This window comes from Phocaeicola plebeius DSM 17135 (assembly GCF_000187895.1).
Classification (GTDB): domain Bacteria; phylum Bacteroidota; class Bacteroidia; order Bacteroidales; family Bacteroidaceae; genus Phocaeicola; species Phocaeicola plebeius.
On the sequence record NZ_DS990129.1, the window covers coordinates 11,909 to 30,297 of the forward strand.

The window sequence follows — 18,389 nt, forward strand, 5'->3', positions numbered from 1 at the left end:
ACGAAAAAATCACTGGCTCCTTTTCTTTTTATCATGTCAGATTTATTTAATCTCCCACGTATCATTCGTTTCCAGCAATTCGGCAAACGTGTGATACTTCTTCTTGGCAGACACCTCTTCTATCTGGGCTTCTACTGCCTCATCGTATGTCGGTGCATCCACATCACGAATCACACCCAAGGCTATCGGGAAATCCGGACCTTCCATCAGCGCAAGTTTCAATTGCAAGGTATGGTCTTCACAATGGGCATCGTGCACTAAGATGTCTTTTTCCGTGATACCGTTCTCACCCAGTTTCACCACTTTCAGCCCGAAGCCTTCCTGCATCAGACCGAATTCCTTGTTCGGACCGAAGAGCATAGGCTTACCGTGCTCCAGATAAATCGCATTGCGTTCACGATCTTCCTTCTTGGCCACCGCATTGTGCGTACCGTCATTGAAGATGACACAGTTCTGCAATACTTCCACTACCGACGTACCTTTATGACGGGCAGCTGCTTTCAGCACTTCCACAGAGGGACCGCCATCTACTGCCGCACAACGGGCAAAGAAACGGCCGCGAGCTCCGAAACACAATTCTGCCGGACGGAAAGGATCTTCCACCGTACCGTAGGGAGAAGATTTACTTACAAACCCACGGGCTGAAGTCGGAGAATACTGTCCCTTGGTCAATCCGTAAATACGGTTATTCAACAAGATAATGTTAATATCTACATTACGACGGATAGCATGGATAAAATGGTTACCACCGATGGCCAGGCCGTCACCGTCACCGGAAATCTGCCAGATAGTAAGATTCGGATTAGCCACCTTGGCTCCCGTAGCAATAGCTGCCGCACGTCCGTGGATGGTGTGCATGCCATACGTATTCATGTAATAAGGCAAACGCGAAGAACATCCGATACCGGAAATCACCGCAATTTCATGGGGAGGTACTCCCAGTTCGGCCAAAGCCTTGTGAAAAGAATTCAGGAAAGCGTGGTCGCCGCAGCCCGGACACCAGCGAGGCTGTCCGGATTTGTAATCTGCTGCCGTATATTTTGTTTCACTCATTGTTATTCCTCCAGAATATTTATTGATGAATCATTAAAAAAGTTGACTGAAAGCCTCTACCAGCTCTTTTACTACGAACGGCTGGCCTTTTACCTGATTGAACTGATGCAGGTGAATACCTTCCACTTTCATGCGGAGATAACCTGCCAGCTGTCCCATATTTTGTTCGGCCACCACGATGGTCTTGTATTTCCGCAATACTTCGGCTGTATTTTTCGGCAGCGGATTGATAACACGGAAATGTGCCAGTGCCGCTTTCTTTCCCATGGCGTTCAACTGATCCATGGCAGAATGCAAGTGCCCGTAAGTACCTCCAAAGCCTACAATCAGCAAATCGGCATCCGGATTGCCTTCCACCGTAAGCGGCGGCAATGAATCGGCAATTTTTTCTACCTTTTCGGCACGCAATTTCGTCATCAGGAAATGGTTTTCCGGTTCCGTAGAAATGGCTCCGGTTTCGTTACTCTTTTCCAATCCTCCGATACGGTGCATAAATCCCGGAGTACCCGGTGTAGCCCAGTAACGCACACCCGTCTGCGGGTCACGCTGGAACGGTGTCCATGAATCAGCCATTTCCGGCTTCACGTAAGGCGGACAGATAGAAGGATAAGTATTCAAATCGGGCAGACGCCATGCGGCAGAACCATTGGCAATATAGGCATCGGTCAACAGAACGACCGGAGTCATGTGTTCCAGAGCAATCTTGCAGGCCAGATAAGCCGCATCAAAACAGTCGGTCGGTGAAGAAGCGGCTACCACAGGCATCGGGCTTTCTCCATTACGTCCGAAAAGTACCTGAAGCAAGTCGGTCTGTTCTGACTTAGTCGGCAGTCCGGTAGAAGGACCTCCACGCTGTACATCTACAATCACCAGCGGAAGTTCCGTAATCACAGCCAAGTTCATGGCCTCACTCTTCAAACAGATACCCGGTCCGGAAGTGGTCGTTACAGCCAGTGCCCCGGCAAACGAAGCTCCTACAGCAGAAGCACATCCGGCAATTTCGTCTTCACACTGTACCGTCTTTACCCCCAACGATTTATGCTTGGCCAGCTCGTGCAAGATATCCGTAGCCGGTGTAATAGGATAAGAACCCAGATACAATTGTAAGCCTGCTTTCTCGGCAGCTGCCATCAGGCCGTATGCAGTAGCTTTGTTGCCGTTGATGTCCATGTATTTTCCCGGCTCTTTCTGTGCCTTGCTTGGCACGGTATAACTCATCGATACAGAAGCATGAGTATTCTCACCAAAATGATAACCGTCGTAAAGCACCTTCACATTAGCTTCAGCAATTTCCGGTTTCTTGGCAAACTTTTCGCGCAGGATTTTTTCGCCCACCTTCACATCACGATGGAACAACCAGCATACCAGCCCCAAAGCAAACATGTTCTTTGTTCGCAAGATAGACTTGTTGTCCAGCCCGCTATCCTTCAGGCTTTCCTTACACATAGTAGTGATAGCTGCCGACACGACTTCATTCTTAATCCCCAATTCCGAAAAGGGATTTTCCAACGTAAACTTGGCCTTTTCCAAATCACGTTTGGTAAATGAATCGGAATCGATGATAATTACCGCCTGCGGTTTACAAAATTTATATTGTGTTTTCAAGGCTGCCGGATTCATGGCTACCAGCACATCGCACTTATCGCCAGGAGTATAGACCTTTCCGGCACCAATATGTACCTGGAAGCCAGACACACCAGTCAATGAACCTTGCGGGGCGCGAATATCTGCCGGATAATCCGGAAATGTACTGATATCGTTTCCTTCGGTTGCCGAAATATTGGAAAACATATTACCGGCCAGTTGCATTCCGTCACCGGAATCCCCCGAGAAACGGACTACTACCTCGTCCAGTTCCTTGACAATCATTTCTTCTGCCATATCGTATTTATTTAAAGTTCACAAAATCAATTTTGGCAAAAATGGGGAAGTTCCGTAAAAAAACAAAATAAATCGGGAGATATTTTCTGCAGCCTCTCAAAAACGCAAGTACATTTCATCTAAAACGTAAGCACATTTAAAGGAAAACGCAAAGGTGTTTCAAAGCAAACACCAAAGAGTTTTAGTTGAAATACAAAGGCGTTTTCACTCCTATTTCACCTCCTCCCAAAACGCCACAGGGTTATCACCTGGGTAAACGCATAACAACCACCTAACAAACAGACAGTTGCGCGAAAATTAACATTTTTTCATTCAGGGTTCTGAACCAGGGTCCGCGCCCCACCTTTATTATAATAATTAAATCCCCCCTTAATAGGCGAAGGACATAATATTAAAATTTGTTTACAGACGAAAGATACAAAGATACACCGAGAAATTTAGAGGGCCGCATTTTTGTTTTTTCACCCAAAAAGAATAACTTTGTTTACTAATCTAAAAACGACTGACAATGAAAGAATTTCTTCGAAGTACCCTGGCCACCATTACAGGTGTACTGATTTGCGGGTTTATCTTTATCATCCTGGGTGTCACCATGCTGGCAGGAATTGTGGCTTCTTCTGAAAGCGAAACCTTAGTCATGCCCAATTCTGTTTTTACGCTCGAACTGAAAGGCACCGTTCAGGAACGCTATCAGCCCAGCCCCGTAGACCAGTTCTTTGAAGACCAGATTTCTACATACGGACTGGAAGATATTCTGAACTCTATCCAAAAAGCCAAAGAAAACGAACAGATTAAGGGTATCTACCTGCATACCGGAGCATTGGCATGTTCTACTGCCTCTTTACAGGCCATTCACCGCGCACTGACTGATTTCAAGCAAAGCGGTAAGTTTCTGATTGCCTATGCCGACATGTATACACAAGGCGGTTATTACCTAGCCAGTGTAGCCGACAAGGTAATTGTGAACCCTGTAGGAAGTCTCTCCTGGCACGGACTGGCCAGCGAGACCATGTTCCTGAAAGATTTTCTGGTCAAAATTGGAGTCAAGATGCAGATATTCCGTGTAGGCACCTACAAATCAGCCGTTGAACCGATGACCAATACCGAAATGAGTCCGGCCAACCGCGAACAGACTCAAGCCTTTCTGGAATCTACCTGGAAGAGCATTGTGGACGATGTAGCAGCTTCCAGAAATATTTCAGTCGATTCCTTGAATTTATTAGCTGACAAGAATATGGACTTGCGCCCAGCTGAAGACTACGTACATTGCGGACTAGCCGACACACTGATGTACAAGGATGAAGTACTTAGCTACTTAAAATCGCTCGCCGGACTGACCGAGGAAGACGATCTCCACACCCTGAGTCTGGATGAAATGACTCGTGTAAAATCGGCCACCCCGAAAAGCAAGACCAGAGATGTGGTAGCCGTTTATTATGCTTACGGAGAAATTGACAACGGTTCCTCTTACGATGAAGGTATTAACTCTGAGAAGGTGACGAAAGACTTGCGCGATTTGCGAAAAGACAAAAACGTGAAAGCGGTCGTGCTCCGCGTGAACTCTCCGGGAGGAAGTGCCTATGGTTCGGAACAGATTTGGCGTGAAGTGACCTTGCTGAAAGCTGAAAAACCGGTCGTAGTATCGATGGGTGACTATGCGGCTTCCGGCGGTTATTACATTTCTTGCGCAGCCAACAAAATCGTGGCTGAACCGACTACCCTGACCGGTTCCATCGGCATCTTCGGTATGATGCCTGACGCTTCAGAATTACTGACCAATAAACTGGGACTTCATTTTGACGGAGTCAAGACACATAAAATGGCCGACATGGGCAGCATGAGCCGTCCGTTCAATGCAGAAGAATCGGCCCTGATGCAACAGATGGTGAACCAGGGATATGCCTTGTTTACCAAACGCTGTGCCGAAGGACGAAATATCCCGTTAGAGGAGCTCTGCAAGATTGCGGAAGGCCGTGTATGGACCGGAAGTATGGCCAAAGAGCTGAAACTAGTAGACGAACTGGGGGGACTGGATACTGCCATCCAACTGGCTGCCGAACTAGGGAAAGTAAAGGACTATAAACTGAAAAGCTACCCGGCTAAGCAGGATTTCCTGACAGAACTGCTGAACACCCGCGCTGACCGTTACATTCACGGCCAGTTGCAGGAAACCTTCGGTGAATATTATCAAGGCTTTGAATGGTTGCGCCACGTGGAACAGTCTGACCGCCTGCAAGCCCGTTTGCCGTTCAATATGCGTATCCAATAAGCAGGAGGCGCGTTCATGAGCGGAAAATGCAAGATATATTGGGGGCTATGGCCCTTCAGTGCCCTCTACGGTATCGGTGTGAAGGTACGAAATCTCTTGTTCGACGTGGGCTGGCTCCGCGAAGAACGCTTTCCGTTACCCGTCATCTGCATCGGCAACCTGACCGTAGGCGGTACTGGGAAAACTCCTCACACGGAATACCTCATCCGGCTGTTACAGGACTCGTTCCGGCTGGCCGTGCTAAGCCGGGGCTACAAGCGGAAATCCAAAGGTTTCGTGCTGGCCTCTTCTACCTCCCGGATGGAAGACATCGGTGACGAGCCTTACCAGATGGCCCACAAGTTTCCCAGCATTCACGTGGCCGTAGATGGTGACCGCTGCCGGGGTATTCGCCAGCTTACCTCTCCGCAAGGAGCGCCTGATACGGAAGTCATCCTGCTGGATGATGCCTTTCAACACCGTTACGTGCGACCAGGACTACGCATCCTGCTGATGGATTACCATCGCCCTGTGGAATGTGACCAGCTTCTTCCTGCCGGACGCCTTCGGGAGCCTGCCAGCGGAAAGAAACGGGCCGATTTGCTCATCGTCACGAAATGCCCGCCTACCCTCAGTCTGGAGGAATGCGAACGTATCCGCCAACGTATACATCCTCTCCCGCATCAGGAAGTGTTTTTCACTACCCTGGCCTACGGAAAGTTGTATCCCTTATTTATGGATGCTCCTGCCCAACCGCTGGACACGTTAAAAGATAAAGAAGTGCTGCTAGTCACCGGCATTGCCTCACCGGCACCATTGATGGAGAAAGCCGGCCGACATGCCGCCCGTGTCACTCCACTGTTCTTTGGCGACCATCACAATTTTGACGGTGCCGACATGCAACAGATTGCACAGCAGTTCCGCCAGCTACCGGAAACCCGCCGTCTCATCCTGACTACCGAGAAGGATGCCTCACGGCTTATCGGTCATCCCCAGCTCAGCGAAGAACTGAAACCCTATATTTACGTGCTCCCTATAGAAGTGGAGTTTCTGCACAAAGGAGAACTAGTATTTAACCCTAAAATCATTGAGTATGTTAGAAAAAATTCAAGAAACAGCTGCCTTTCTGAAGGCTAAAATGCACACTCACCCCGAAACAGCCATCATCCTGGGTACAGGACTGGGCAGTCTGGTGCACGAAATCACCGACAAGTATGAAATCAACTATTCGGAAATCCCGAATTTCCCGGTTTCAACCGTCGAAGGACACAGCGGGAAACTGATTTTCGGGAAACTGGGCAACAAGGACATCATGGCCATGCAGGGACGTTTTCATTTTTATGAAGGCTATTCCATGAAGGAAGTGACTTTCCCCGTACGCGTGATGCGTGAACTGGGCATCAAAACCCTCTTCGTATCGAATGCTGCAGGAGGTACTAATCCCGACTTTGAAATCGGTGACCTGATGATTATTACCGACCACATCAATCTCTTCCCGGAACATCCGCTTCGTGGAAAGAACATCGAATACGGACCACGCTTCCCGGATATGAGCGAGGCTTATTCTAAGGAACTGATTGCAAAAGCCCTGGAAATCGCTCAGGAAAAAGGAATCAAAGTGCAGCAAGGCGTATACCTCGGTACCCAAGGCCCAACATTCGAGACTCCGTCGGAATATAAAATGTTCCACATTCTGGGTGCTGATGCCGTAGGTATGTCAACCGTACCGGAAGTAATTGTAGCCAACCATTGCGGCATTAAGGTATTCGGTGTATCAGTCATCACCGACCTGGGCGTGGAAGGCAAGATTGTGGAAGTATCACACGAAGAAGTACAGAAGGCTGCCGACGAAGCACAGCCCCGCATGACGACCATTATGAGAGAACTTATCAACAGAGCGTAAAAATACTATGCACGAAGGAAACAGAACAGAAATTTCAACGCTGGGTGAGTTTGGACTTATCAAGCACCTCACCCAAGATATTAAATTACAGAACCCGGAAACGAAATACGGTGTGGGCGACGATGCAGCCGTATTGGAATTTCCCGGCAAGCAGGTGTTGGTCACCACCGACCTGCTGATGGAAGGTGTACACTTTGACCTGGTATATACCCCGCTGAAGCACCTAGGATACAAATCGGCCATGGTGAACTTCTCTGATATTTACGCCATGAACGGTACTCCGAAGCAGATTACCGTATCACTGGCTGTATCCAAACGTTTCTGCATCGAAGACCTGGAAGATTTCTACGACGGCCTGAAACTGGCTTGCGCACAGCATCAGGTAGACCTTGTAGGAGGTGACACCACATCTTCTGTTACAGGGCTGGCCATTTCCATCACCTGCATTGGAGAAGCCGATAAAGACAAGGTAGTTTACCGCAACGGTGCCAAAGAAACCGACCTGATCTGCGTATCAGGCGATTTAGGAGCTGCTTACATGGGACTTCAGCTGATGGAGCGGGAGAAAGCCGTATTCCAGGGCGAAAAAGATGTACAGCCCGACTTTGCCGGCAAAGAATACTTACTGGAACGCTTCCTGAAACCGGAAGCCCGCAAGGATATTGTAGAAAGCCTGGCTAAAGCCGGTATCAAGCCCACTGCCATGATGGATATCTCCGACGGACTGTCATCCGAGCTGATGCACATCTGTTCACAAAGCCATGCCGGTTGCCGCGTGTACGAAGAACGGATTCCAATTGACTATCAGACAGCCGTAATGGCCGAAGAGTTCAACATGAACCTGAGCACCTGTGCCCTGAACGGTGGCGAAGACTACGAACTGCTCTTCACAGTACCATTGACTGCGCACGAAGTCGTATCTCAGATGAAAGATGTGAAAGTTATCGGTCACATCACCAAACCCGAACTGGGATGCGCCCTTGTCACCCGTGATGGAAATGAACTTGAACTGAAAGCACAAGGCTGGAATCCCCTGAAAGGATAATGCTCTTTTATAGTCTAGATTTGAAACCTTCCTTTTTCAGTATCCGACCTTATTTCGGAGTGAAAAAGGAAGGTTTTTTAGAGTTATTATCGGTATTTTCCGAAAAAAATGCCGTTTTTTACACAAAAATCGCATTTTTTTCACTGAAATGTTTGCAAGTTCCAAAAGTTTGCGTACCTTTGCAACCGCAATCGAGAAACATTGATTGCGAACATAAAAATGCTGGTGCCATAGCTCAGTTGGTAGAGCAAAGGACTGAAAATCCTTGTGTCCCCGGTTCGATTCCTGGTGGCACCACTTAAAAGCCTGATTCTCAAAAGAGTCAGGATTTTTTGTTTTATTCTTGCGGATAATAAGCCGCAAATTTGGGTCAACGTAAAAATTTTGCGGTTAACCCGAAAGACTCCACAAATGATGATACATACTAAGAAAGGCCAACCTCAGAATTGAAGTCAGCCTTTCTTATCGTTTATCGTCCTCCCGCCGGAAGATTTTTCAAGAAATAATCTGTCATAGACTTGCGAAGGTGATATGTGGTACCTTCCCTCTCACTGATGGAATGTGAACGCATGGGATAGGATAACTGATAAAAGACCTTACCGTGCTTCACCAGTTCATTCACCAGCATCTCACAACTCTGGTAATGCACATTGTCGTCACCCGTACCATGAATAAGCAGCAGGTTACCCTTCAGTCCCTCTACATAAGTAATAGGAGAACCCTTACGATAACCCTCCGGATTAGCCTGAGGTGTATTCATGTAACGTTCCTGATAAATCGTATCATATAGCCGCTGGTCGGACACGAAAGCAATAGCAATACCCGTGCAAAACACATCCGGATAGCGGAACATGCAGTTCAACGTCTGGCTGCCTCCCCCACTCCAGCCCGTAATACCAATACGGGAAGTATCAATAAAAGAATACTGACGGGCCAAATCAAGAATCCCCTGTGCCTGATCTTGCGAAGCAAACGTTCCAACTTCTCCATAGATACACTTTCTCCATTCCCGTCCGCGGGGAGCCGCAGCCCCACGGTTCTCGATGCTGACTACAATATATCCCTGATTAGCCAGGTACTGATGCCACAGATCGCCTCCCTGCCATACATCCTGCACCGTAGAACCTGCAGGTTCGCCATATACATCGATGATTACCGGATATTTCTTCGACGGATCAAAATTAACGGGCTTGATTATCCATGCATCCAGTTGCAGTTCGCCGGAACGAGTCTTGACAAACTCCTTCGGACTTAACTGAAGTTGCCGGTACTGCGACGCAGCTTTCTGGTTATCTTCAATGACTGACACCGTTTTATGAGAAGGCAAAGCCACCATCTCTATCCGGGGAGGAGTCACAGAATTGCTAAACGTATGCACGGCATATTTCCCGTCGGGAGACAAATCGTACCGATGCTGTCCCTGCTCATCCATCGGACTGAGACGTTTCACCTCACCTTTTCCCAATAACTCGGCAGAATAAAGATACCGTTGAGTATAATTATCGGGTGAAGCAATGAAATAGACGAGACCTTTCTTCACGTCCATGCCCACCTGTTCGATAAAGTCGAACTCCCCTTTGGTAATGGGCTGAATGTCCTTTCCATCACGACTTACGCGGTAAAGATGACGCCAGCCGCTTCGTTCACTCTGCCATGTAAAGTAAGTATTATTCTTCAGCCAGGTCACCTGGTCGTTCGTTTCCACCCATGCGGCATCTGTTTCTGTCAGGATATTCTTCGGAGCACCGCCTCCGATGGTAGCAAGCCACACTTTGTTCGTATTCTGTGGACGGTTCATCTGCTGGATAAACAAATCATTGCTTTCCGGTATAAAATCCATTCGCATGATATAATTCTGACGAGGGTCACCGGGCAAATCAATCCATGTGGTTTCTCCACCAGAAGCTGCTACGTATCCCACCTTAACTGCCGAGTTCGTTGTTCCGGCTTTCGGATAAGGAAAACGAAGGATTTTCGGATAAAGTGAATCGACATTGTTGATGATGTCAAACCATCCGGTACCTTCCGTATCGCTCTGCCAGTAGGCTATGTACTTGCCATCGGGACTCCAGCGAAATCCGTCACGGCAGGAAAATTCTTCTTCATATACCCAATCGAATGTACCGTTCACAATTGTACTGCTTCCATCATGTGTTAATTGTACAACCTTCCCGTCGGAAACATACTCTACATAGATATTATTCCCACTGACATAAGCCACACGTGTACCATCGGGTGAAAACTTGGCAAACATCAGACTGCTCTCTGGCAACAGTACTCCTAATTGCCTCAACTTGCCTGTTTCCATGTTCAATACCCAATAGTCTCCGCGCGTATCATACCTCCAGACACGCCGTGTATTGGTATACACCAGAACCTGCTTATGTGAGGTGTCAAAACTAAAACTACGGACAGACAACGTGTCGGAAGTACCCGGCTTTACGAACATGGAAGCAGGAATAAGTACCTCACGCTTGTTCTTACCGGGCGTATACGAAACGATATCGTATCCCCCAGCCGGATTTTTCTCTTTCTTTGAATAATTGTTCCCCTCTGAAAGCCAGTTTACCCGGCTTTCGCCCTTCGTGACAATCAGACCTCCGTTCACCACTTCCTCCAAGGTTGGCACATGCTGTGCATAGGATGGAAAGGCGGTCAGACAGCACAGAACTAAAAAGATGCTTTTTGTGTTCATCTACGCATTAATTTATGGTTGATTAAAATAAACTTGTAAGATATGCCAAAAGTACAACTTTTCAATACACAAACGGAACAATCTGACATAAAAAAACGTACTTGCACTTCTTCGAGAGACGCAAGTACGCTATTATTAAACACATGAACCTCAATTCTTTCTTTTCTGAGGTTTTTTAGAATTTCACTAAAATACGGAATACTTTACCCGGATTCGCCGCCCAACCTTCCATTGCTTCCGATGCATTTTCAGGAGATACAACGCTCGATATCAACTGTTCCACCGGACAATTTCCTGTTTTCATGTAGTGTATTACGGCGTGGAAATCAGCTGGCAATGCATTTCGGGAACCACGTATATCCAATTCCTTCTGCACAAAGTATTTTGTCTGAAACTCTACTCCACTTTTGGCATAACCGATACAAACCACACGCCCTGTAAAGCTGACCTCATCGACCGCCATTACATAAGTAGCCGGACTACCTACCGCCTCGATAACCACATCGGCTCCTATTCCATTGGAATATTCCAGCATACGCTCGTGCACATTCTCCGTACGCGAATTGATGACATACGCAGCTCCTACCTTACGTGCCAGTGCCAGCTTTTCATCATCCAAATCTACGGCAATTACGGTAGCCCCGCGCAAAGCCGCACGTACAATGGCTCCCATACCGACCATACCGCAACCTATCACCATCACCACTTCATTGTCAATCACCTGCGCACGTGATACCGCATGAAAACCCACACTCATTGGTTCAATCAAGGCGCAGTCACGGGAAGAAATGCCTTCAGCCGGAATAACTTTCGACCAAGGAAGTACCGCATATTCACACATTACCCCATTACGCTGTACGCCCAACGTCTCATTGTGTTCACAGGCATTGACCCGTCCATTCCGGCACGAAGCACATTTCCCGCAATTCGTATAAGGATTCAACGTCACATTCATGCCCTTCTTAAAACTCTCCGGTACGCCCGGTCCTACGGCTTCTATCACCGCCCCAACCTCATGCCCCGGAATAACCGGCATTTTCACCATCGGGTTCCGCCCCAGATAAGTATTCAGGTCAGAACCACAGAAACCTACATATTCAATCTTTACCAATATTTCCCCAGCTTTCAGTTCAGGCTTCTCAATCTCTACGACTGCCATTTTCTGGGGAGCTGCAATTTGAACCGCTTTCATTTTCTTATTATTTTTATTTTCAGATATACAATCTCAATCCAATACTTTGTATCCTCTCCACCCGTAATAAGCACAGAACAAGAAACAAACCATCGGAACCACATACGCCAGATGATACATTTGTTCATTAACGTGCATCAGATAAGCCGTAAACTGGGGCAGGCAAGCATTACCCACTATTGACATCACCAGAAAAGCAGAGCCACTTTTCGTCTGACTGCCCAAATCTTTCAATGCCAACGAGAACTGGGTAGGATACATGATGGACATGAAGAACGAGATGCCCAACATGGCATACAGACCAATCCAGCCCCCACACACAGCAACTATGGCACAAAGCAGGATATTCACCAATGCATAGACCAGCAACATATCTTGCGGACGGAAACGAATCATCAGTCCGGTACCAATCCATCGTCCAAGCAGGAAGGCCAGCATATACAGGCCGAAATAGGTAGTAGCTTCCGACTCCGAAATACCGGCATACGAACAGCAATAGACTAAAAACAGACTGTTGATAGCTGTCTGTCCGCCATTATAAAAAAACTGTGCAATGACGCCCCACCGCAGATGCGACCGCTTCCATACACTGAAATCAATCAGTTTCTCCTTAGAAGTGCCCCGCTGCCCTTCATCCCCAATCTTAGGCAACCTGGAGAAAATAAAGATTCCCGCAATGACCAGCAGCAATACCGCCAATGCCATATAAGGAGTTTTCATAGCATCCGTCTCAAACTGGATATAGGCTTCCCATCCGCCCGGATAATCCGCCGGAAGCGTTTCACGCGTATAGTGTGTGCCACTCAATATCAGTTTACTCAGAAACATGGCTGCAATAAAAGCTCCCAACCCATTAAATGACTGCGCCAGATTCAAACGTTGAGGAGCTGTAGCTGCATCACCTAAAGCCGTTACGTACGGATTGGCTGCTGTTTCCAAGAAACACATCCCGGTAGCGATAACAAAGAAGATGCACAGATAAGCCCAATATTCTTTCAGCATGGCAGCCGGAAAGAATAACAGACCACCTGCTGCCGCCAACACCAAGCCAAAGATGATACCAGCTTTATAGCTATACCGCTTCATGAACATGGCTATCGGAATCGGGAAAATAAAATACGCCAGCCAGTAAGCAGTTTCCGTAAAAGACGCTTCAAAGGTATTCAGCTCGCAGGTCTTCATCAACTGCCGAATCATGGTAGGCAACAGGTTACTGCTAATAGCCCACAAAAAGAACAGGCTGAAAACCAGTGCAAGCGGCAGTTTATAGCTATTATTGTTTTTCATCATTTCCCCATTTGTTTATTCCGACATATTCTTAATGTAAGGAAGCTCCGGCAGATTATGGAAACCATAGAAACTGCGGGCATTTTCTCCCAAGAAGAGTGCTTTCTCTCTTTCTGTCAATTCATCGGATTTGCTCACAAAGTCGTACGACATACGATAAGTAATGGCCGTAATGGTACGCGGATAATCCGACCCCCACATCAGTTTCTCAAAGCCGACCAGCTCAGCAGCCTCACGGATAGCTCTTACCGCCCCCTTAAACGGATAAAACTCGTCATTGAACAACCAGGTAATCCCTCCCGATTCAATACGTACATGAGGATGACGAGCCAACCTGATCTGTTCCTTCCACTGAGGACGGGTTACCATACCGAAATGTCCGATGGCCACCTTCAATTTCGGGCACTCCTGAATTACCTCCTCCAGTTCACCCACCTGTGTATCTCCGTCAGCCATATCAATGGAAAGCAGCACCCTGTTCTGCTCCATCAGGTGGAACATCTGCATCATTTCCTCACAGTTTAATCTTACACGCCCCTCTTTGAGCAACAAACGCTGTGCAGGAATCTTAATCCCCTTGAATCCCTGTGCAATAAGCTGACGCGCCTGATCCAGATAGCCCGGCTTACGGAACTCACACATTCCGCATACAAAGAAACGATCGGGATAACGGGCTGTAACCTCGGCTAAATAGTCATTTTGAAACCCGTCGATAAACTCTTGCGTCACCACGGCCGCAGACACCTGCGCATAGTCCATGTTAGATAAGAACACTTCGGCACTGTTTACTCCATCGGTCATGAACGGGGGAAGCATCTGTCTCACTTCCCCCATGAACAATGACCTTCCATTCTCCAAAGTGCGGATAGGCAGTCCTTCAACCACCGCATCCTGCTTTAACCACAAATGAGAATGTGCATCGATTATTATAAACCCCATATACAAATTCCTCCTTTAAGAATTAGCCCAACTTACACGAAACTGGTCGCCGATAATTTCACGCACCTCACGTACCAGTGTTTCATCCATCGGTTCCTCTATGTAAGCCACATTCTTCTTCACATTCTGCGGATTGGCCGTACTGAACAATGTCGTAGCAATGCGCGGATTGCTCACGGCATACTGCATGGCCAGTTTTTCTATCGGATAATTCTTACTCTTGCAATGCTCCATAGCTTTTCGGCAAGCCTCTACCAACGGCTGAGGAGCCGGATGCCATGACGGTACACCTCTTTCGGTCAGCAATCCCATAGACAATGGAGAGGCACTGATCACCCCAATACCTTTCGATTCAAAATAGTCCAGAAAATCGACCAGCTTGTCATCGCACAAGCAATAATGACAGAAGTTCAGCACCGACTCTACCGTTCCTGCCGGCGAATGGTCAATCACCCATTTCAAATTCTCCAGTTGCAAGTCAGTGATACCCACATGACCTACTACCCCTTTCTCTCTTAACTCCACCAAAGCCGGTAAAGTCTCATTAACCACCTGATTCAAATCGGCAAACTCAATGTCATGCACATTAATCAGGTCGATATAGTCCACATGCAAGCGATCCATACTTTCGTACACGCTCTCCGTAGCCCGCTTTCCGGAATAATCCCAGGTATTTACCCCGTCTTTTCCATAACGTCCTACCTTCGTAGAGAGATAATACTTGTCGCGAGGAATCTCCTTCAGGGCCTTTCCTAATACCGTTTCAGCCTTATAATGTCCGTAATAAGGAGACACATCGATAAAATTCATCCCCAAATCAATGGCGGTAAACACCGCTTCCAATCCTTCTTTTTCTTTAATGTCATGGAAGACTCCCCCCAAAGAAGAAGCTCCGAAACTCAAAGAGGATACCTTCATCCCCGTTTTTCCTATTTCATGGTATTCCATAGTGATAACTTTTTAAGATTCATACAAATAAAACATACGCTCCATCAACTGCCATTTCTCGGCAGAACTGCTTCCCGGCACGCATTCCTGAAAACGTGCCACATAATCTTCCCACTCTGCCTGTCTGGGCAACTGTGCCAGGCGTTTCATCGCGCTATTCCAGTCAAAATCAAGCGGTGTTTCCACAATCATGAACAGCTTGCAGCCTACGATATAGATTTCCATTTCCAGTATCCCCACTGAACGGATTCCTGCCCGAATTTCCGGCCAAGCTTCTTCGCGACTATGTATTTTCCGGTATTCCGCTATCAGTTCCGGGTTGTTTTTCAAATCCAATGCCTGGCAATACCGCTTGACGGGCATACCATACTCTTTTACTCTATATCCTTTCATCTTACTACATTTTATTATTTCGCGATTCGCAATACGGGAGCAATCTGATTCAACGGCTGCGCAGGAAGTGTAACCGACAAGCCTCCGGCAGTACGGACAAAGTCCACCTTTCCGTATCCCAATAATTCTACCTTACGAATCTTTCCTTCATAAAGTTTACTGTCTGCAGCCAGTGACTTGATGTTCACCTTTCCATCTGCCGGCCATGCTAGCACAGTAGCGTACAAATACTTCGGAGTCTGTGTGAAACGGATTTCCTTTGCTCCGGCCTGACTGTAAGAACCTTCATTGAATCCCTGGGCATTGAGTGGAATATCTTCTTCCGCAATCGGACCTTCCCCGAACACTACCCACGGACGAGTATCATAAATAGCTTCCTTGTTAATATTCATCCACGCCCCAAATTCATTCAGAATTTTCTCTTCTTTTTCATCGAAAGTTCCATCTGCACGCAGAGGTACGCTCAGCAACAGATTTCCATTCTTGCTCACAATGTCTACCAACAGTTTAGCCACGTATGCCGCTGATTTATATTCGTTTTTCTCATAAATAGACGTATTGTAATGCCAGCCGCCAATGCAGGAGCATGACTGCCACGGCTGATCGATAATTTTATTAGGAGCACCGCGCTCTACGTCCCACACCAGTGCTTTTCGCTGGTTCTCATCGAGAATCTTACCAAACATCACCGCTTCCAGTTTCCCCTTGTGGGTAGCCATATTGTGGTTATAAAAATGAGCAGCGATCTTCAGCCCCGCATCGCTTACCGGATAGAAAGGAGCTACTGTCACATCAAAATATAGCAAATCAGGGTTATAGCGATTGATTACATCAAGTGTACGGTTATAAAAGTTCGTACAGAATTCTTGGCTCGGCACACAAACTCCATTGCCCCAAGCCCACTGGCGATGAATCATTCCGTTATCCCAGCTGTTCTCACTCAATGGATGGTTCTGGGCATACAAGTCTTGCGGATCGTATCCTTCCCACCATTTTCCTTTTCCATCTGCTTTGGTCAGTTTCCCATCGTATGGAATTCCTTTCTTCGGACCTTTCGTATCATGACGCTGAGAAGGCTCATACCAGCTCCACGCATGGTCGGCATGCAGGCTGACTCCAAAATACAATCCGTATTTCCTTGCAGCTTTTTCCCATCCGGCCAAAATATCTTTCTTCGGCCCCATATTCACTGAATTCCACGGCTGATACTTGCTGTCCCACAAGTCCATGTTGTCATGATGATTACCCAAAGCAAAAAAGTACTGGGCACCTATTTTCTTATAAAAGGCTACCAGCCTGTCCGGGTCCCAGTTTTCCGCCTTCCACAAGGGAATAATATCCTTAAAGCCCACTTCCGACGGGTGTCCGTAGTGTTTTACATGATATTCATATTCACGAGTACCCTCCATGTACATGGAACGAGCCATCCAGTCGCCTGAACCTTCCACACACTGTGGCCCCCAGTGAGCCCATATACCAAATTTCACGTTACGGAACCATTCCGGCACCTGATAGTTTTCCAACGAACTCCATGTGGGTTCGAACTTTCCTTTCATCATCGGTTCATCCTGTTCCGATACCGGTACCTGATAAGTCTGTGCCGACAATCCGGCCATGGATAAAAATAAAGAGGCTAATATTAATTTTGCTTTCATAAGTATTATTCAGATAATGTTTTTACGAAAACAAATGTACGGAGAAGTTCAAATGAGGAATAGGATTAAACTGGGAGGTTATATGCAGATATCGACAAAACAAGGGAACTTAACAATACTCAATATGATAATATCGATTTTTATTGACAAATATCGATTATTGGAAGGGATTATCGAAAAAGAAAAAAAATAATCATGTAATTTTAAAGCGAAAAAGAATTACCTATGAACCTGCAAGTAGAACAAATGCATCCACTCGTCCTGAATGTAGGACTTGCCATCCATAATGCCGACTGGAACTGGAAAAATGTAAACAGCCCATTTACACGTTTATATTACATCACAGAAGGGACAGCCCAAATAGAATTACCCGATGGAATACACACTTTATATCCCCACCATATGTATTTTATCCCTTCATTTACAGTACACACCAATATCTGCAATTCACATTTTGAGCACTACTACCTACATATTTATGAAGATCACTACTCAGAAGATGACTGGCTGGAACAATGGGAATTCCCGTTAGAAATAAAGGCTAGCCCACTTGATTTATCTCTATTCCAACGCTTATGTGAAATCAATCCACACATGAGTCTGCAAAAATCAGATCCGACAACCTATGATAACAATCCCACATTGATGAGAAATTTACTTAAAAACAGACAGAGAGCCTTTTGCGACAAAGTAGAATCACGAGGGATTGTATTACAGCTATTATCACATTTCTTTAAATATGCCCAACCCAGAAATGAAATGGAAGACAACCGCATTGCTAAAGCAGTACGGTATATTCACAAACACATCTCAGAAGAAATTGAATTAGAAAAACTTGCGGAATTATCTTGCCTTTCCAAAGACCACTTTATCCGGCTTTTCAAAAAAGGAATGGGTACTACTCCGTTACAATATGTCAATCAAAAAAAGATAGAAAAAGCTCAGTTGCTTTTACTTACAGAAGAACTCGCTGTAAAAGAAATTGCATTTCGACTGGCATTTGAGGATTATTCATACTTCAACCGACTCTTCAAAAAAATTACCAGTATGACTCCCCAAGAATATCGCCGGTTATACTCACGCTAGTCATTATAATCACGTTTTCCGAAAAGACTTTTATATAACTGCCAGATGATAAACCCATACTTTC

At 46.5% G+C, this 18,389-nt stretch carries 14 protein-coding genes and 1 tRNA gene; 6 read left to right on the forward strand and 9 right to left on the reverse strand.

Annotated features, from left to right (window positions below; translation table 11 throughout):
* Positions 1-42 precede the first annotated feature (42 nt).
* Positions 43-1,053, reverse strand: a complete 1,011-nt coding sequence (locus BACPLE_RS07925) for a 2-oxoacid:ferredoxin oxidoreductase subunit beta (RefSeq protein WP_007560636.1) — start codon at positions 1,051-1,053, stop codon at positions 43-45.
* A gap of 33 nt (positions 1,054-1,086) precedes the next feature.
* Positions 1,087-2,934 carry a 2-oxoacid:acceptor oxidoreductase subunit alpha gene (locus tag BACPLE_RS07930; protein ID WP_007560639.1) on the reverse strand — a complete coding sequence of 616 codons (1,848 nt, stop codon included), beginning with the start codon at positions 2,932-2,934 and terminating at the stop codon, positions 1,087-1,089.
* Between the two features lie 508 nt (positions 2,935-3,442).
* Here BACPLE_RS07930 and sppA point away from each other — a divergent pair.
* The 5 genes from sppA to BACPLE_RS07955 all read left to right on the forward strand — a co-directional run bounded on the left by sppA (position 3,443) and on the right by BACPLE_RS07955 (position 8,427).
* Entirely contained in the window at positions 3,443-5,203 is a 1,761-nt protein-coding gene (gene sppA / locus BACPLE_RS07935) for a signal peptide peptidase SppA (RefSeq protein ID WP_007560641.1), read from the forward strand.
* A 15-nt stretch (positions 5,204-5,218) separates the two neighbouring features.
* On the forward strand, positions 5,219-6,319 hold the full coding sequence (gene lpxK, locus BACPLE_RS07940; protein WP_007560643.1) for a tetraacyldisaccharide 4'-kinase: 1,101 nt from the start codon (positions 5,219-5,221) through the stop codon (positions 6,317-6,319).
* On the forward strand, positions 6,276-7,085 hold the full coding sequence (locus BACPLE_RS07945; RefSeq protein WP_007560645.1) for a purine-nucleoside phosphorylase: 810 nt from the start codon (positions 6,276-6,278) through the stop codon (positions 7,083-7,085). Before lpxK ends, BACPLE_RS07945 begins: the two co-directional genes overlap by 44 nt.
* 7 nt (positions 7,086-7,092) lie before the next feature.
* The gene (thiL, locus tag BACPLE_RS07950; protein ID WP_007560647.1) at positions 7,093-8,130 is read left to right on the forward strand and encodes a thiamine-phosphate kinase; all 1,038 of its coding nucleotides are present in this window, start codon (positions 7,093-7,095) and stop codon (positions 8,128-8,130) included.
* Positions 8,131-8,354: 224 nt separating this feature from the next.
* Positions 8,355-8,427, forward strand: a tRNA-Phe gene (locus tag BACPLE_RS07955).
* Between the two features lie 172 nt (positions 8,428-8,599).
* Here the strand turns inward: BACPLE_RS07955 and BACPLE_RS07960 are convergent.
* The 7 genes from BACPLE_RS07960 to BACPLE_RS07990 all read right to left on the reverse strand — a co-directional run bounded on the left by BACPLE_RS07960 (position 8,600) and on the right by BACPLE_RS07990 (position 17,239).
* Entirely contained in the window at positions 8,600-10,825 is a 2,226-nt protein-coding gene (locus tag BACPLE_RS07960; RefSeq protein ID WP_007560649.1) for a S9 family peptidase, read from the reverse strand.
* Positions 10,826-11,000: 175 nt separating this feature from the next.
* Positions 11,001-12,017 (reverse strand): zinc-binding alcohol dehydrogenase family protein, encoded by a 1,017-nt coding sequence (locus BACPLE_RS07965; protein WP_007560651.1) that lies wholly within the window; start codon positions 12,015-12,017, stop codon positions 11,001-11,003.
* Positions 12,018-12,050: 33 nt separating this feature from the next.
* Positions 12,051-13,304 carry an L-fucose:H+ symporter permease gene (fucP, locus tag BACPLE_RS07970; RefSeq protein ID WP_040312711.1) on the reverse strand — a complete coding sequence of 418 codons (1,254 nt, stop codon included), beginning with the start codon at positions 13,302-13,304 and terminating at the stop codon, positions 12,051-12,053.
* Positions 13,305-13,319: 15 nt separating this feature from the next.
* On the reverse strand, positions 13,320-14,243 hold the full coding sequence (locus tag BACPLE_RS07975) for an amidohydrolase family protein (RefSeq protein ID WP_007560655.1): 924 nt from the start codon (positions 14,241-14,243) through the stop codon (positions 13,320-13,322).
* Positions 14,244-14,258: 15 nt separating this feature from the next.
* Entirely contained in the window at positions 14,259-15,191 is a 933-nt protein-coding gene (locus tag BACPLE_RS07980; RefSeq protein ID WP_007560657.1) for an aldo/keto reductase, read from the reverse strand.
* A gap of 12 nt (positions 15,192-15,203) precedes the next feature.
* Positions 15,204-15,584 carry an L-rhamnose mutarotase gene (locus tag BACPLE_RS07985; RefSeq protein WP_007560660.1) on the reverse strand — a complete coding sequence of 127 codons (381 nt, stop codon included), beginning with the start codon at positions 15,582-15,584 and terminating at the stop codon, positions 15,204-15,206.
* A 14-nt stretch (positions 15,585-15,598) separates the two neighbouring features.
* Positions 15,599-17,239 (reverse strand): alpha-L-fucosidase, encoded by a 1,641-nt coding sequence (locus BACPLE_RS07990; RefSeq protein WP_040312696.1) that lies wholly within the window; start codon positions 17,237-17,239, stop codon positions 15,599-15,601.
* Positions 17,240-17,464: 225 nt separating this feature from the next.
* Here BACPLE_RS07990 and BACPLE_RS07995 point away from each other — a divergent pair, with 225 nt between their 5' ends.
* The gene (locus tag BACPLE_RS07995) at positions 17,465-18,325 is read left to right on the forward strand and encodes an AraC family transcriptional regulator (RefSeq protein WP_007560666.1); all 861 of its coding nucleotides are present in this window, start codon (positions 17,465-17,467) and stop codon (positions 18,323-18,325) included.
* The last annotated feature ends 64 nt before the right edge of the window (positions 18,326-18,389 follow it).

What these genes read in the sequence shown, in the direction of transcription:
- BACPLE_RS07980 (WP_007560657.1), bottom strand. Translation starts at nt 15,191, where the DNA reads ATGGAATACCATGAAATAGGAAAAACGGGGATGAAGGTATCCTCTTTG.
- BACPLE_RS07960 (WP_007560649.1), bottom strand. Translation starts at nt 10,825, where the DNA reads ATGAACACAAAAAGCATCTTTTTAGTTCTGTGCTGTCTGACCGCCTTT.
- BACPLE_RS07975 (WP_007560655.1), bottom strand. Translation starts at nt 14,243, where the DNA reads ATGGGGTTTATAATAATCGATGCACATTCTCATTTGTGGTTAAAGCAG.
- BACPLE_RS07995 (WP_007560666.1), top strand. Translation starts at nt 17,465, where the DNA reads ATGAACCTGCAAGTAGAACAAATGCATCCACTCGTCCTGAATGTAGGA.
- BACPLE_RS07990 (WP_040312696.1), bottom strand. Translation starts at nt 17,239, where the DNA reads ATGAAAGCAAAATTAATATTAGCCTCTTTATTTTTATCCATGGCCGGA.
- thiL (WP_007560647.1), top strand. Translation starts at nt 7,093, where the DNA reads ATGCACGAAGGAAACAGAACAGAAATTTCAACGCTGGGTGAGTTTGGA.
- fucP (WP_040312711.1), bottom strand. Translation starts at nt 13,304, where the DNA reads ATGAAAAACAATAATAGCTATAAACTGCCGCTTGCACTGGTTTTCAGC.
- BACPLE_RS07945 (WP_007560645.1), top strand. Translation starts at nt 6,276, where the DNA reads ATGTTAGAAAAAATTCAAGAAACAGCTGCCTTTCTGAAGGCTAAAATG.
- BACPLE_RS07930 (WP_007560639.1), bottom strand. Translation starts at nt 2,934, where the DNA reads ATGGCAGAAGAAATGATTGTCAAGGAACTGGACGAGGTAGTAGTCCGT.
- BACPLE_RS07985 (WP_007560660.1), bottom strand. Translation starts at nt 15,584, where the DNA reads ATGAAAGGATATAGAGTAAAAGAGTATGGTATGCCCGTCAAGCGGTAT.
- sppA (WP_007560641.1), top strand. Translation starts at nt 3,443, where the DNA reads ATGAAAGAATTTCTTCGAAGTACCCTGGCCACCATTACAGGTGTACTG.
- BACPLE_RS07965 (WP_007560651.1), bottom strand. Translation starts at nt 12,017, where the DNA reads ATGAAAGCGGTTCAAATTGCAGCTCCCCAGAAAATGGCAGTCGTAGAG.
- lpxK (WP_007560643.1), top strand. Translation starts at nt 5,219, where the DNA reads ATGAGCGGAAAATGCAAGATATATTGGGGGCTATGGCCCTTCAGTGCC.
- BACPLE_RS07925 (WP_007560636.1), bottom strand. Translation starts at nt 1,053, where the DNA reads ATGAGTGAAACAAAATATACGGCAGCAGATTACAAATCCGGACAGCCT.